Source organism: Sphingomonas sp. CCH21-G11 (assembly GCF_001555965.1).
Taxonomy (GTDB): domain Bacteria; phylum Pseudomonadota; class Alphaproteobacteria; order Sphingomonadales; family Sphingomonadaceae; genus Sphingomonas.
Genome location: NZ_LSHX01000002.1, coordinates 46,003 through 60,614, shown reverse-complemented (window position 1 = coordinate 60,614; position 14,612 = coordinate 46,003). Strand labels below are relative to the sequence as shown.

Here is a 14,612-nt window from a genome sequence, read left to right as displayed (position 1 = left end):
CGGAAAAAGGGTCTCATCAGTTCGGGCCGCGCCGTCAGAGCCAAAAAGCGGTCCGGAGACGGATCATGGCACAGGCAACGCTTGCCGGCTTGGGTCGCGCCGAGGCGCAGCAGGACCCTGCACGTAACGCACTGATCGACGCTGCCGGCGCCCTCAGCTACGCCGAGCTTGACCGGCGCGCCAACCAGGTCGCCGCCGCCCTCGTCGCTGCCGGAGTCCAGCCGGCCGATCGCATCGCCATCCTTGCCGACAGTTCGGCGCAATTCTACGAAATCTGTATCGGCGCGGCGCGGGCGGGGGTGGTGCCGGTGCCGATCAATGCCCGGCTGTCGCTGACGGAGGTGGCGGCGATCATCGCGGATTGCGACGCGCGCTGCCTGTTCTTCGATGCCCGCTTCGCGCCGATCGCGACGGCATTGCAGGCCGATCACGGCTTTGCATGCGTCATTGAAACCGGCGCGGCGCTGGCGGCGTGGCGTGCACCTCACGCGCCGGTTGACCCAGGCGGCGGCGGCGATGCCGACGCCGTCTGCGTTCAGCTTTATACCAGCGGGACCAGCGGCGTCGCCAAGGGCGTACAGCTGACCAACCGCAACCTGTTTGCCTTCGGCGCTGCGGGCGCCGCCGACGCCGACTCGCCATGGGACGCGGTCACCGGCGACACCGTGTCGCTCGTCACCCTGCCGCATGGCCATATCGCCGGGCTTGGCCTCGTCCTGCTCGGGCTGGCACGCGGGGCCTGCCACATCCTCCTGCGCGAATTCAGCCCCGCCGAGGTCGGTCGCGCGCTCGACGTGCATCGTCCCGACTTCATCCTGGTCGTGCCGGCCATGATTCCGCTGCTGCTGGCGCTTGAAGCGGAAACGCCCGGGCGCACGGCGTGCCTGCGCGCGCTCACTTATGCCGGTGCGCCGATCCCCGCCGAACTGCTGGCCCGGACGATCGCCGAATTGCCCCATCTGCGACTGACCCAGCTCTATGGTCTCACGGAGACGAGCGGACCGATCACCTGGCTGCGGCCGGAGGATCATCGTGATCCGACATTGCTTGGCTCGTGCGGACGACCCGTGCCGGGCGCGGAACTGATCGTCGCAGACTCGCGCGGCGATCCGTGCGCCGACGGGGTGGTGGGCGAGTTCTGGTGTCGTTCGGCCCAGGTCATGCGCGGCTATTGGCGGCGCGACGACGAGAACGCCGCTGTCCTGACCAATGGGTGGTTCCGCACCGGCGATGTCGGATTGCGCGACGCACGCGGCTATTTCTTCATCGTCGACCGCAAACGCGACATGATCATCTCGGGCGGCGAGAACATCTATCCTGGCGAAATCGAGCGGGTGTTGCGCGACCATCCCGCGATCGCCGACGCGGCGGTGTTCGGCGTCCCCGACGCCCGTTGGGGCGAAGCGGTTCGCGCCGCGATCGTCACACGGCCAGGTGCCAGCATCACGTTCGACGGCCTGATCGACTTTCTCCGCCCGCGCCTGGCCGGCTTCAAACTGCCCAAGGCGATCGACATCGTCGCCGACCTGCCACGCAATCCGACGGGCAAAATCCTCCGCCGCCAACTCCGCGAGCCGTTCTGGCGCGGGATGGAACGGCGGGTTTCATGACGTCGTCCCCTTCAACGCCAGGAGCAATCTGATGACCGTAAAGTTCGAAATGGACGGTGCGCTCGCCATCGCCACGTTCAGCGACCCGCCGATGAACCTGTTCGCACTCGAAGGGCTGGAGGGGTTTGAAGCCGCAATCAATTCGGCCCTGGATGCCAAGGCGCGCGCGTTCCTGACGCTGGCGGAAGGCGATCATTTCTGTGCCGGCGCCGACGTGGTGCGAAACTTCGTCGGCAGCAACGGCGCGCAGGGTCGCCGCGGGCTTTCGCGGGCGCTCGCGGTGCTGCAAAGGTTTGAGCAGCTCCCCATTCCGACGGTGGTCGCGGTGCGCGGTTTCTGCTTCGGCGCGGGCTGCGAAATCCTCCAGGTCCATGACATCGCCTTTGCCGGCGAAGGCGCGGCGATCGGCCAGGTCGAGGCGCTGATCGGCACGACCACACTGCTCGGCGGCGCGCAGCGGCTCGTTTCGCGCATTGGCGTCGCACGGGCCAAGGAATTCGTTTTCTCGGCTCAGCCGCTCGACGCAAAAACACTGCATCGTTGGGGACTGGTCAACCAGGTGGCGCCCGACGACGAGGTCGAAACCAAGGCCCGCGCCTATGCCAAGAAGCTTTCCGAAGGGCCGACCACCGCGCTGCGCTGGTCGAAGGCGCTGATCAACGCGGCGGTTTCGCACGGCGTGAGTGCGGCAGATTCGCTGGTGCTCGAAGGTGGCAGCGCGACCTTCGACAGCCGCGACATGCAGGAAGCGGTGACCCGCTTCGCGCGCGACGGTGCGCGCCGCTTCGCGGACGGCCTGGTCTTTACCGGCGAGTGAAGCGGGAGGAACGCCGACAATGCGTGACTATACCCCGCCCGTCGATGAGTATCGGTTTCTGTTCGGGCATGTCCTGGCGCGGGAGTTTCGCGGCCTGGCCGCCCATGAACGGGTCGATGACGCGACGCTTGCCGCGATCCTCGACGGCATCGGCACCTTTGCCCGAGATCACGTGCTTCCGCTCGCCGACCGGGCCGATGCGCAGGGTGCGCGGATCGAAAACGGCGTTGCGCGCGCGCCGGATGGGTATCGCGACGCCTATCAGGCGTATGTCCGCGATGGCTGGGCCACGCTGGGGGTCGGCGAACGTCATGGCGGACAGGGATTGCCATTGACCCTGTCGATGTGTGCCGACGAGTTTTTGAGCAGCGGATCGATCGCGTTTGCGCTGTACGCGTCGCTGCGCGTCGGGGTGTACGAAGTGCTGGCAGCCGAAGGCGACCCCAGCCCGGGTGCGGCGTTCCTCCATCATCTGGCGAGCGGCGAATGGACCGGCACGATGTGCCTGACCGAGCCGCAATGCGGCACCGACCTCGCGCTGATCCGCACCATCGCGCGTCCCGATCCGGCGGGCGACGGCACCTATCGGCTCGACGGCACCAAGATCTTCATCACCGGCGGCGACCACGACCTGACCGACAATATCGTCCATCTGGTTCTGGCGCGTGTGGCGGACGGGCCGCCCGGACTCGCCGGGCTCGGGTTGTTCGTGACCGCAAAATACCTGGCCGATGCCGATGGACAGTGGCGCACGCCCAACGGCGTCGAATGCGCGCGACTGGAGGCTAAGATGGGTATCCATGCCTCCGCAACCGCCGAACTGCGGTTCGAGAACAGCCGGGCGTGGATGATCGGCGAACCCGGCAAGGGGCTGGCCGGCATGTTCGCGATGATGAAGCTGGCGCGGATCGGCACGCCGTTTCAGGCGATCGGGGTCGCCGAACTCGCGACCCAGAACGCCCATGCCTATGCGATGGAACGCATTCAGGGGCGCGACGCGGTCGACACGGCTGAGCGCGCTTCCATTCCGATATACCGGCATCCCAACGTCAAGCGCGAATTGGCGAGGATGCGGGTGTGGACAACCAGCGTGCGGATGCTCGCGACCTTTACCGCACTGATCAACGATCAGAGCGTTTCCGGCGCGCCCGAGGTGCGCGCGCGCGCGACCGCGCTGCTGCCGCTGCTGATGCCGGTATCCAAGGCCGCCGTGACCGAGACCGGCGTCGACGTCGTCACCGCGGCGATGCAGTCCTATGGCGGTCACGGCTACATCCGTGAAAATGGCGTCGAACGCTTGCTGCGCGACGTGCAGATCCTGCCGATCTACGAGGGAACGAACGACATACAGGCGCTCGACCTCGTGCTGCGGCGGTTGCCGGCGGCGGGTGGGGCGGTGATGGCGGCGCTGCTCGACTGGCTCGATGCCGAGGCAACGGCACTTTCTGCGCAAGTGGGCAACCGGTCCGTGGGCGATCAGACGATCGCACTGCTGGCCACGCTGCGTGGCATCACCGCGGAGCTCGGCGACCTGCTGGTGCACGACCGCTTCGCGGCGCTTCAGTCGGCGCGCGACTATCTGTGGCTGGTCGCGCATGGCGTGATGTCGGTGCTGTGGCTGCGCGCGCTGGCGGCGCTCGAGAAACGGTTGGAAATCGCGGTGGATGCTGACGCCAAACGTGCCGAAGCGACATTCTATTTCAGCTATCTCGCCCCGGACGCGCAGCTGCGCGCCGCACGGCTTCGCAACCACGCATCGCTCAAGGATGCGTTGAACGCCCTGATCCCAAACGGAAGGGAACCCGCCGAATGAATACAGAGTTGCTCTTTTCGGTGCGCGGCAAGGTGGCCTTGGTCACCGGCGGCACACGCGGCATCGGCTATATGATTGCCGATGGCCTGGTTCGCGCCGGTGCGCGCGTCTATATCTCGTCGCGCAAGGCGGAAGCTTGCGCACAGGCAGCGGCCGAGCTTTCAGCGCACGGCGAAGCGATCGCAATTCCCGCAGACCTGGGCGATCCCGCGGGCGTGTCGGCGGTGTCGACCGAACTGGCGGCGCGCGAGCCCAAGCTCGATATTCTGGTCAACAATGCCGGCGCCAATTGGGGGGCGCCGTTTGAAAGCTTTCCGCAATCGGGCTGGGACAAGGTCATGGACCTCAATGTCCGGTCGATCTTCTTTCTGACCCAGCAACTGGCGCCGCTGCTCAAGGCGGCGGCCACGCCCGACGATCCGGCCCGGGTCATCAATATCGGATCGGTCGATGGCATGACCTGTCCCGATTATGGCAATTATTCCTATGCGGCGAGCAAGGCCGCGGTCCATCACCTCACCCGGCATCTCGCCAAGCATCTGGCCGCAGCCGACATCAATGTGAATGCGATCGCGCCCGGCCCGTTCCCGACCAAGATGACCGAAGTGATGTTGCGCGACGCCGGGGAACGCATCTTCTCCGTCATCCCGCGCCGGCGAACCGGATTGCCGTCGGATATCGCGGGGAGCGTCATTTTCCTGGCATCGGCGGCGTCCGCTTACATCACCGGTGCCGTCATTCCGGTGGACGGCGGCTTTTCGACGACCCGCTAGCCCGGCTTTACCATCCGTCCAGCGCCCAGAAAGGATTTGCCATGACCGATATCGCCAACGCCCAGCCGTTCCACTCGCTCGCCACGCGCGAGATCCTGGGTCGGCGCATGGCTTACATCGATTACGGCGCCGGCCGGCCGATCGTCTTTCAGCACGGCAATCCCACGTCGAGCTATTTGTGGCGCAACGTCATGCGCGGCTGCGATGGTCTGGGCCGGCTGATCGCGTGCGACCTGATCGGGATGGGCGGTTCCGACAAGATCGAGGGCGAAGGCGACGCGCGCTATGGCTGGGATGTCCATTATGCGCATCTCGATGCGCTGTGGCAGTCGCTCGACCTTGGCGATGGGATCGTGCTGGTGCTTCACGATTGGGGGTCGGCGCTGGGCTTTCAATGGGCGATGGACCATCCCGAGCGCGTCGCCGGCATCGTCTATATGGAGGCGATCGTCGGCCCGATGACGTGGTCGGAATGGCCGGAAGGCGGTCGGCGGATGTTCCAGGGCTTTCGCTCCGAAGCCGGCGAATCGCTCATCCTCGATCGCAATCTGTTCATCGACCGGGTGTTGCCCGGCTCCATCCTGCGCGCGCTCAGCGATGACGAGATGGCGCATTATCGCGCGCCCTATCCCGATCCCGGCGAAGCCCGGCGACCCATGCTCGCATGGCCCCGATTGCTGCCGGTCGATGGCGAACCGGCGGATTTCGTGGAACGTGCACGCAACTATGGCGAATTCCTTCGGACCAGTTCCATCCCGAAACTGTTCATCAATGCCGATCCGGGCTCGATACTGGTCGGTTCAGCCCGGGAATATTGCCGCAGCTGGGCCAATCAGCGCGAAATCACCGTGCCGGGATTGCATTTCATCCAGGAAGACAGCGCGGCGGAGATCGCGACTGGAATCCGCGCGTTGGTGCGGGAATTGAACGCGGAATAGGGACCGATCATCGACCATCGGAAAGCCGGCGCGGGGACTCAATCCATGATTTTCTGGTGGCCTGGGATGTTGAGCGGGCCGTCTCGGTCACGAGCCTTTTGCGACCGTCTGCAAGCCGCTCGGTCATTTTCGACCATCTTCCTGCTATTTTCCAATGGGTGCTGCCAGCACTGCCGAACGATGCTGTCATAGCGGCCTGTCTGGATCAGCGGCCGTTGGCAACGCGCCGGTCGATCGAAGAGACATGGCCGCCGATAGGTGAATCAGCCATCAAGTCGTTGATTGATGAGAGGCGAAGCAAAAAACCTCGTGCCCTCAAGCAGCGATCGAGTAATCACCGTGCGGAGATCATGAGATGATCAAGTAGATTGTAAGCGGGAAAGGAAACCTTCTGCCTATTTTGCATCGGCGCGCCGATATCTCATGTACCACACTTCATGCCCCTTGCGCCGCGCCTTGCGTTCGTAGCGTGTCTCGGGCCAGTCGGCGGGCCGCGTGAGAAAGTCCGCAGGGGTCTGTGCCATCCAGGTGAAATCGCGGCGCTGATCGAGGATCATCATCGCCCAGCGGCAATAGGTCGGGTCGTCGGTGCCGAGGCGGAACTCGCAGCCGGGTCGGAGCTTTGCGGCGATCAGGTCGAGCGGCCCGTGATTGATCATCCGCCGCTTGGCATGGCGCGCCTTGGGCCACGGATCGGGGTGCAGCAAATAGACGCGGCTCAGGCTCGCATCGGGCAGCCGGTCGAGAACTTCCAGCGCGTCGCCCATATGCAGCCGGACATTGGCGAGCGCGCCGTCGCGGATATGGCCCAGCGCGCCGACGACGCCGTTCAGGAACGGCTCGCAGCCGATGAAACCATGATCGGGCCGCATCGCCGCCTGACCGGCGAGATGCTCGCCCGCGCCGAAGCCGATTTCGAGCTCGAGCGGGCGCTCCGCCCCGAACAGCGCCGCGGCGTCGAGTGGACCGGCTTCGGGCACGCTGATCCGGGGCAACAGGTCCTCGAGCAGCGCCGATTGGCCACTGCGCAGCTTATGCCCCTGCCGGCGACCATAGAGACGGCGGATGGTGGTGGGATCGTTCATCGTCCCGTCGCTGTGAGGGCAAGCGCACGATCGGGCAAGGGGCCGCGCGGTGTCGCCGGCACGATCGAGCCCGGATCACGCCACCGGCATGATGCCGCCGGGCAGCCCGTCGGCACAGTCGTCGATCAAGTCGAACAGCGCGCTGAGCCTGTCGTCCGGCCCGGCATCCTTGCCCGGCCCGTCCAGCAGTTCCGCCATGAACGCAACCAGCCGGCCGCTGCGATCGACGAAGTTCACACCGCTCAGCGGGGCGTCTGCCGGCCCGATCAGAAAGTGCAGCAACTCGGGCGCGAGCCGGTCCGCGACGCCGGCCGTGCTCCCGTCGTCCAGATAAAAGCGGAGCATCGGGACAAAGCCCGCGCGTGTCCACGCGTCGATGCGCACGCGGCGTCGGTCGACGCCCGGATCACAATCATCGGTCATTTGCAAACCATCGCTTGCGTGCTCGTCGAACCTTCGACAAAGCCTTGTTTCGGATATTTGTACCGATACATATATAATTCGCCGCGAGCAATGTAGCGACTGCAACATCGCCGCAAGCTTCGGAAAAGGGGGATGGATGAAGCGCGGTCGACCACGGCAATATGACGCCACAGAGGTACTCAGGCGCGCCCGCGACTGTTTCTGGGCAAAGGGCTATTCCGGGACCACCGTCGATGCGCTGTGCGAAGCGACGAAACTGAGCAAGCCCAGCCTTTATGGGGGATTCGGCAGCAAGCTGAACCTGTATCTGATGGTGCTGCGCGACTACGAGATCGAGGGGCAGGCAGCGCTTGCCGAATCGCTCGCCAGCCGGCCCGACCTGCGCGGTGCGCTACGCGTGGCGGCGGCGGGCGCGGTACGCAACTTTACCGGCGACGGCGAGGTTCAGCGCGGCTGCCTGCTGATCGGCACCGCCGCCGTCGAAGCCATGTCCGAAACCGCAGTCCGCGACTTTCTGCACGAATCGATGTCCGCGATGACGGAACTGTTCGCCGCACGGATCGCGCGCGCGGTGGAGGAGGAGGGACTGGTGCTCGGCGCCGGCCCGCTGCTGCTCGGCCGGGTGATGTGCGATGCGGTTTACGGGGCGGCGCTGCGCGCGCGCGCGGGTGAGCCCGCCGCGGCGCTGCTCGCTTCGCTGGAGCCGACGATCGATTTCGTCTGCGACAGCGCGACGTCGTGATAGCTGCCGCCGGATCGGCACGAATGCCCTTTCGGGCGGGCCCTGCCTCCCGCGGTCACGGGGTGATGATGTCGATCGCGCGCTTCTTGCCAAAGGTCGTCGTGCTCACGATCGGCGCGCCGTTGATCGAGTCGATCGCCTGCGCCGTTGTCGGCATCGCCGAATATGGCGCGAAGCCCAGCGTCCGGTCGAGCAGCAACAGGTTGGCGCTCCACCAGCGTTGCGGCGGGGTCTTTATCTCGCCTGACAGATCGGGGCTTACGACGATGCCCCGACCGGCATCGGACAACGCGATCAGATAGCGTTCGGTCGACGCATCCGGACGGTACACTGCGCCCACCGGCGATTGGGCCGGGTCACGGCACCAGCGCGCGGGCTGTGCGGCCTCGTCCTTCGCCCCGTCCTTAGCCTTGTCCTTCGTGTCGTCGCGAAGGCCCGCGGCCGCGCTGATCACACCCGACGCCAACGCCGACGCCATGCGGTCCTCCTCGCTCAGCACCACCCGCTCGGGCTTGTCGGCAAAGACGAGCGGTTCGGGACAGGCCGCAACCGGCTCGGCCGGCCGATCGGCGCGCGTCATCTTCGGCCATTTGATCGCCGCCAGCGCCGATTGCATCCGTTCGCCCATCGCTTCGGGCGCGATCGTGCGGGACGAGTAGCGCAGCTTGACCAGCCACTCGCCGACGGTGAACATCGCGAGGCCGGTACTCCGGTAGTTTTGCTCGGCGCGCCACGCCGCGATCAGTCCGCTTTGCCGCTCGCGCCCGGGCGGCGTGAAGGGCTGCGGGGCGACGACCGGCGTCACGGCACCGAACGAGGCCGACCGGCCTTCGACTGCCCCGATGGCACGGTCGAACCATACCGGCAGCGCGTCCAGCACGTCGCGATAGACGAAGACGGAGATCACCTCGTCGTGATCCGGCGTTTCGTAATTGGTGATCGTATCAAGCTCGCCGGTGCCGAGCTGCTCGACCCCGACGCGGGGCAGCCGATCGATCACGACCGGCAGCTCGATCTTCGAATGCGGATGACGATAGGGCGCGCTGCGCGATACCTTGACGACGCTTTTCTGCTGCGCCTGCGCGGGCATGACGACCGCAGCTGCCGTCAGGAACACCGCAACCGCGCGACTCAGGAATCCGCTCCGCACCCCTCGCCTCCTCGCCTTTCGCTTTGATTCGTCGACCTTTTCACGTCGGCGTCAAAAGCGCAATGCGCCGGTTAAGCGGATCGGCGCGGGCGGGAGCCAGGCGCTCAGCCCAGCTCGGCCTTCAGCGCGTCGACCAGGTCGGTCCGTTCCCAGGTGAACAGGTCGCCTTCCGCCTTGCGGCCGAAATGCCCGTACGCCGCGGTCGGCTGATAGATCGGCTTGTTCATGCCGAGATGCGTGCGGATGCCCTTGGGGGTCAGGCGCACCAGCTTGGGCAGCACCGCTTCGATCTTCGCTTCGTCAACGCTGCCGGTGCCGTGCGTGTCGACATAGAGCGACAGCGGCTCGGCGATGCCGATGGCGTAGGACAGCTGAATGGTGCAGCGCTTGGCCAGGCCTGCGGCGACGACATTCTTGGCGAGATAGCGGCTGATATAGGCGGCCGAGCGGTCGACCTTGGTCGGATCCTTGCCGCTGAACGCGCCGCCGCCATGCGGGGCAGCACCGCCATAGGTGTCGACGATGATCTTGCGACCGGTCAGCCCGGCGTCGCCGTCGGGTCCGCCGATTTCGAACATGCCGGTCGGGTTGACATAGATCTGGCTCTGGTCGGCGGGCATCCAGCCCTGGGGCAGGATTTCCTCGAACACCGTCATCACATAGTCGCGCAGCCGCTTTTGCCCGGCGTCGTTCGACAGCGCCTTGGTATGCTGGGTCGACACGACCAGTGCAGTCGCACCGGTCGGCACGCCGTTTTCATACTTCAGCGTCACCTGGCTCTTGGCGTCGGGCTCCAGGAAGTCGACGATACGGGCGTGGCGGTCCTGCGCCAGCTTTTCGAGGATGCGGTGCGAATAATAAAGCGTCGCGGGCATCAGGTCGGGCGTCTCGTCACAGGCGAAACCGAACATGATGCCCTGGTCGCCGGCGCCCTCGTCCTTGTTGCCGCTTTCGTCGACGCCCTGGGCGATGTGCGCGGACTGGCCGTGCAGGTGGCAGGCGAAATCGGCGGTCTGCCAGTGAAAGCCGTGCTGCTCGTAGCCGATGCGGCGCACGGTGTCGCGCGCCGCCTTCTCGATCTCGGCCAGCGTCGGAAAGCTGTCCTCGGCGCAGCGCACTTCGCCGGCCAGCACGATGCGCTGGGTCGTCACCATCGTCTCGCACGCCACGCGCGCGACCGGATCGCGCGACAGGAACAGATCGACGACCGCGTCGGAAATCTGGTCGGCGACCTTGTCGGGATGGCCTTCGGACACCGATTCGGACGTGAAGAGATAGTTGGCGCGCATGGAGAACCCTTGGGCTGGCGTGGCGGGGCGGTCGGCCGGATCCGGACTTGCGATCGGATATAAAGCTTTCCTTATATCGCGCCCCTAGCGGCTGTGCGGGCGAATGGCAATCGCGAGCGCCACCAGCAACAGCACGATCAGCGCCGCCATGAGATTGCCGAAGCGCGCAAACGGCGTCGGCGGATGCGGCAGCGGCAGCGGCAGCTCGACCGCACCGGCGGTCAGGCGCGGCACGGTGCCGAGCAGGCGGCCGTCCGCGTCGATCACCGCCGAAATGCCGGTTGGGGTCGATCGCAGCACCGGCACCCCTTCCTCGATCGCGCGCAGCCGCGCCTGCGCCAGATGTTGCGGCGGCCCCCACGCGCCGAACCACGCGTCATTGGACGGATTGAAGATCATGTCGGGGCGCTCGGCGCGATCGACGACCTCGCCCGAAAAGATGATCTCGTAGCAGATCTGCATCCCCACGCGGCCAAAGCCCGGCACCGCGATCGTCCGCGGGCCGGGGCCGGGAATGGTATCGATCTCGCTGTTGACCAGGCGGGACAGGCCGATGGCCGACAGGATCGGCCGCATCGGCAGATATTCGCCATAGGGCACCAGATGCGCCTTGTCGTACCGGCGCGGGCCGAGCGTCGCATCGGGGTGCACGACGAACACCGAATTGCTCGCGCCGTCGATGATCGGGTCGCCCCCGAAGAGCAACGCGTTTCCGCCGACCAGCGCCACGTCGTCGGGACCGAGCAACCCGGCGATCCGGCGGCGCGTATCGGCGGGCCACGCCTCGAAATACCAGCCGCCGGGATAACCGCTTTCCAGATAATAGTTGACGGCACCTTCCGGCCAGACGAGCAGCCGCGGGCGATATCCCGGCGTGCCGCTCTGCGCGACCAGTGCCTGGAACACGCGCTCCGAATAGCCGGGTTCGCGCACGCCCTCCTGCCCGACATTGGGCTGGACGACGCGGACGAGGGGCTGGTTGGGGCGGAGGTCCGCCGGCGGTTCGCCCGCATTCAGCACGATCGCGCCGCCGATGATCGCCGCGAGCAGCATGGCGAAGCGCCAGCCGCCCCGCGCAATCAGCAACAGCGCACCCGCAGCCAGCACCATCAGCCCCGACATCGCATAGGTGCCGATCATGGCGGCGATCCGGGCCACGTCTCCCGCCGGCAGCCACGCGACGCCCAGCGGGTTCCACGCATAGCCGGTGAACATCTGCGCGCGCAGCCATTCGGTGACGATCCAGGCGGCGGCGGCAATCAGCACGAACGGCGCGTCGGGCCGGGTGCCGGCGATGCGCCCGAACTTCCACGCCAGCCCGCCCGCGAGCATCGGATAGACCGCGAGATAGAGCGCCAGCAGGACAACCGCGACATAGCCAAGCTCGGGCGGCATCTTGTCCTGATAGTCGAAGGCGTGCTGGATCCAGTTGTTGCCGACGGTGAAATGCCCCACCCCGAACAGCCACGACCGCAGCGACGCGGCGCGCAGCGACGGTGCCGAATGCACCAGCGCCAGCCAGACCGCGAGCGCGGCGAGCAGGACCGGCCACAGATCGAGCGGGGCAAACCCGGTCGCGGAAAGCGATCCGGCGACCAGAGCGACGATCAGAGGAGCGGGGCGCATGCACGCACGCTATCGGGTGGATCGATGCCGAAAACAAGCTATTAGCCGGTGATGCTGCGCCCCTTTCACCTCGCCTTTCCGGTCCATGACCTTGCCGCCGCGCGTGCCTTTTACGGCGGCGTGCTGGGCTGTGCGGAAGGACGATCGGCGGCGCACTGGGTCGATTTCGACCTGTTCGGGCATCAGATCGTCGCGCATCTGGATCCGGCGGCCAAGCCGGTTGCGGTCGCGAATGCGGTCGATGGTCACGACGTGCCGGTGCCGCATTTCGGCGTCGTCCTGACGATGGCGGCATGGGAGGCGCTGGCCGAGCGGGTCCGCGCGGCGGGGATCGCGTTCGGCATCGCGCCGCATGTCCGCTTCAAGGGCGAGGTCGGCGAGCAGGCGACGATGTTCTTTCGCGATCCCAGCGGCAACGCGCTCGAGTTCAAGGCGTTCGCCGACGACGCCATGCTGTTCGCGCGCTAGCGCCGGGGAGACGCGACCATGACCGAACCGATCCGCATCGACCTGCCCCACCAGCTCGGCACCGCGGGTGCCCGCGCGCGCATCGACGGCGCGATGGCGGACATCGAACGCCGCCTGCCCGCCGCAAAACTCGCGGATCGCCGCTGGGCGGGCGACACGCTGTTCGTGACGGTCGAGATGATGGGCCAGAAGCTGGCGACGCGCGCCGACATTCACGACAGCCGGGTGCACCTGGAGATCGAGCTCCCCGCGATCCTTGCGCTGTTCGCGTCACGCATCCGCGAGAAGATCGCGAAGGAAGGCCCGAAGCTGCTGGCGTGACCGGCCAATTTGACACGGCCACATCGGTGCGGACGTTGCTGAATTCCCTTCGTCACCCCGGCCTTGTGCCGGGTGACGGGCAAAGAGCCGACCGTGTTACGTGCACAAGGGCTTTGGGTGTCGGTGCCTGACTCTCAGCGCGCGGCGCTGACCCGCCAGATGACGTTGCCGACATCGTCGGCGACCAGCAGGCCGCCCGCCCGGTCGATCGTCACGCCGACCGGTCGCCCGCGCGCCTTGTCGCCGTCCAGAAAGCCGGTCAGCACGTCGATCGGCGCCGCGCCCTTCAGCGGGAAGCCATTGTCGCCGAACGGCACGTACAGCACCTTGTAGCCGGAAAAAGGCTTGCGGTTCCACGATCCGTGCTGGCCGATGAACGCGCCATTGGCAAAGCGTTCGCCCAGCCGCGCACCATTGGCGAAGCTCAGCCCCAGCGATGCGGTATGCGCGCCCAGCGCATAATCGGGCCGTGCGGTGTATTCGAGCAGGTCGGGGCGCGCGGGTTCGACCCGGCGGTCAACATAGCCGCCCCAATAGCTGTACGGCCAGCCGAAGAAGCTGCCCAGCTGCACCTTGGTCAGATAATCGGGCGGCACGTCGGAGCCCAGCATGTCGCGTTCGTTGACGACGGTCCACAGGCCCTGCGTCACCGGCTCGATCGCCATGCCGACCGGGTTGCGCAGACCGGTGCCGAACGGCCGGAACGACTTGGTCGCCGGGTCGACCTCCAGGATCGCGGCGCGGTTGCGTTCGAGCTCGAGCCCGCGTTCGGCGATGTTGGTGGCCGAACCGACGCTGACGAACAGCGTGTCGCCCTCCGGATTGGCGACGACGTTGCGGGTCCAGTGATTCTCGCCGGCGGGCAGGTCGATGATCTTTTCGGGCCTGGCGTCGATCCGGGTCTGGCCGACCTGGAAGGGGAAACGAACCAGCGCATCGGTGTTGGCAACGTAGAGCCAGCCGCCGACGACCGCCATGCCCAGGGGCGAATTGAGCCCGTCGACCAGCACGTTGCGCTGATCCGCCGCGCCGTCGCCGTCGGTGTCGCGCAACAGCGTGATGCGGTTCGCCGACGGCACCGCCGCCCCCGCCTTGCCGAGCAGATAGCGCATCACCATCCCCTCGATCCCGCCGCCCTTTCGCGGGGGCGAGTTGGTCTCGGCGACCAGGACGTCGCCATTGGCCAGCACGTAAAGCCAGCGCGGATGGTCGAGCCCCTCGGCAAACCGCGCGACCTTCAGCCCTGCCGCAGGGGTCGGCGCGGTCCCGGCGGGCCAGCCCACGGGTTCGGCGATGGCGATGGTCGGAAGGGTCTGGACGCGCGCGGGCACGATTTCCGGGCGGGGGCCCATCACCCGGTCGATCGCGATTTGAGCCACGTCGGGCCGTGTCGCCCAGATGCCGCCGCCGACCAGCGCGATAGCGCCGATCACCAGGAAGTTGCGCAGATGCTTGTTCATGCGCGCAGACATAGGCGGTGCCACCGGCCGAGCGCAACGCATCGTGACGATGAAATGGTCGGGAAGGCCCCCTCTCCGGGAGAGGCCGCCGGCGCGG

At 66.7% G+C, this 14,612-nt stretch carries 15 protein-coding genes; 9 read left to right on the top strand and 6 right to left on the bottom strand.

Going from position 1 to position 14,612, the window contains the following annotated elements; translation table 11 throughout:
• Positions 1–65 precede the first annotated feature (65 nt).
• The 6 genes from AX676_RS00555 to AX676_RS17575 are packed head-to-tail and all read left to right on the top strand — an operon-like array spanning position 66 to position 6,310.
• Positions 66–1,610, top strand: a complete 1,545-nt coding sequence (locus AX676_RS00555) for a class I adenylate-forming enzyme family protein (RefSeq protein ID WP_082731258.1) — start codon at positions 66–68, stop codon at positions 1,608–1,610.
• Positions 1,611–1,641: 31 nt separating this feature from the next.
• Positions 1,642–2,427, top strand: coding sequence for an enoyl-CoA hydratase/isomerase family protein (locus AX676_RS00550; RefSeq protein WP_066483161.1), 786 nt, complete (start codon positions 1,642–1,644; stop codon positions 2,425–2,427).
• A 19-nt stretch (positions 2,428–2,446) separates the two neighbouring features.
• Positions 2,447–4,240 carry an acyl-CoA dehydrogenase family protein gene (locus AX676_RS00545; RefSeq protein WP_066483164.1) on the top strand — a complete coding sequence of 598 codons (1,794 nt, stop codon included), beginning with the start codon at positions 2,447–2,449 and terminating at the stop codon, positions 4,238–4,240.
• Positions 4,237–5,013: an SDR family oxidoreductase gene (locus AX676_RS00540; RefSeq protein ID WP_066483166.1), complete on the top strand. Its 777-nt coding sequence runs from the start codon at positions 4,237–4,239 to the stop codon at positions 5,011–5,013. Before AX676_RS00545 ends, AX676_RS00540 begins: the two co-directional genes overlap by 4 nt.
• A 41-nt stretch (positions 5,014–5,054) precedes the next feature.
• Positions 5,055–5,951, top strand: a complete 897-nt coding sequence (locus AX676_RS00535; protein WP_066483168.1) for a haloalkane dehalogenase — start codon at positions 5,055–5,057, stop codon at positions 5,949–5,951.
• Between the two features lie 56 nt (positions 5,952–6,007).
• Positions 6,008–6,310: a hypothetical protein gene (locus AX676_RS17575; protein ID WP_156437854.1), complete on the top strand. Its 303-nt coding sequence runs from the start codon at positions 6,008–6,010 to the stop codon at positions 6,308–6,310.
• A 36-nt stretch (positions 6,311–6,346) separates the two neighbouring features.
• Here AX676_RS17575 and trmB read toward each other — a convergent pair whose 3' ends face one another.
• Both trmB and AX676_RS00525 read right to left on the bottom strand, forming a co-directional pair.
• Positions 6,347–7,036 carry a tRNA (guanine(46)-N(7))-methyltransferase TrmB gene (gene trmB, locus AX676_RS00530; RefSeq protein ID WP_066483172.1) on the bottom strand — a complete coding sequence of 230 codons (690 nt, stop codon included), beginning with the start codon at positions 7,034–7,036 and terminating at the stop codon, positions 6,347–6,349.
• 75 nt (positions 7,037–7,111) lie between these two features.
• Complete coding sequence (locus AX676_RS00525) at positions 7,112–7,459, bottom strand: hypothetical protein (RefSeq protein WP_066483175.1); 348 nt, start codon at positions 7,457–7,459, stop codon at positions 7,112–7,114.
• Positions 7,460–7,595: 136 nt separating this feature from the next.
• On the opposite strand from AX676_RS00525, the gene AX676_RS00520 reads away from it, so the two are divergent.
• Entirely contained in the window at positions 7,596–8,201 is a 606-nt protein-coding gene (locus tag AX676_RS00520) for a TetR/AcrR family transcriptional regulator (protein ID WP_066483178.1), read from the top strand.
• Positions 8,202–8,256: 55 nt separating this feature from the next.
• On the opposite strand, the gene AX676_RS00515 is transcribed toward AX676_RS00520, so the two are convergent.
• From AX676_RS00515 to lnt, 3 genes are all read right to left on the bottom strand, one after another.
• Positions 8,257–9,351 carry a hypothetical protein gene (locus AX676_RS00515; RefSeq protein ID WP_156437855.1) on the bottom strand — a complete coding sequence of 365 codons (1,095 nt, stop codon included), beginning with the start codon at positions 9,349–9,351 and terminating at the stop codon, positions 8,257–8,259.
• A 104-nt stretch (positions 9,352–9,455) separates the two neighbouring features.
• Complete coding sequence (metK, locus tag AX676_RS00510; protein ID WP_066483181.1) at positions 9,456–10,640, bottom strand: methionine adenosyltransferase; 1,185 nt, start codon at positions 10,638–10,640, stop codon at positions 9,456–9,458.
• A gap of 84 nt (positions 10,641–10,724) precedes the next feature.
• A complete protein-coding gene (gene lnt / locus AX676_RS00505; protein WP_066483182.1) occupies positions 10,725–12,266 on the bottom strand; it encodes an apolipoprotein N-acyltransferase in 1,542 nt (513 codons plus the stop codon).
• A 51-nt stretch (positions 12,267–12,317) separates the two neighbouring features.
• On the opposite strand from lnt, the gene AX676_RS00500 reads away from it, so the two are divergent.
• A complete protein-coding gene (locus AX676_RS00500) occupies positions 12,318–12,734 on the top strand; it encodes a VOC family protein (protein WP_066483183.1) in 417 nt (138 codons plus the stop codon).
• 18 nt (positions 12,735–12,752) lie between these two features.
• Positions 12,753–13,055: a polyhydroxyalkanoic acid system family protein gene (locus AX676_RS00495; RefSeq protein ID WP_066483184.1), complete on the top strand. Its 303-nt coding sequence runs from the start codon at positions 12,753–12,755 to the stop codon at positions 13,053–13,055.
• 134 nt (positions 13,056–13,189) lie between these two features.
• Here the strand turns inward: AX676_RS00495 and AX676_RS00490 are convergent, their stop codons facing one another.
• Positions 13,190–14,515, bottom strand: coding sequence for a PQQ-dependent sugar dehydrogenase (locus AX676_RS00490; RefSeq protein ID WP_066483675.1), 1,326 nt, complete (start codon positions 14,513–14,515; stop codon positions 13,190–13,192).
• Between the last annotated feature and the right edge of the window lie 97 nt (positions 14,516–14,612).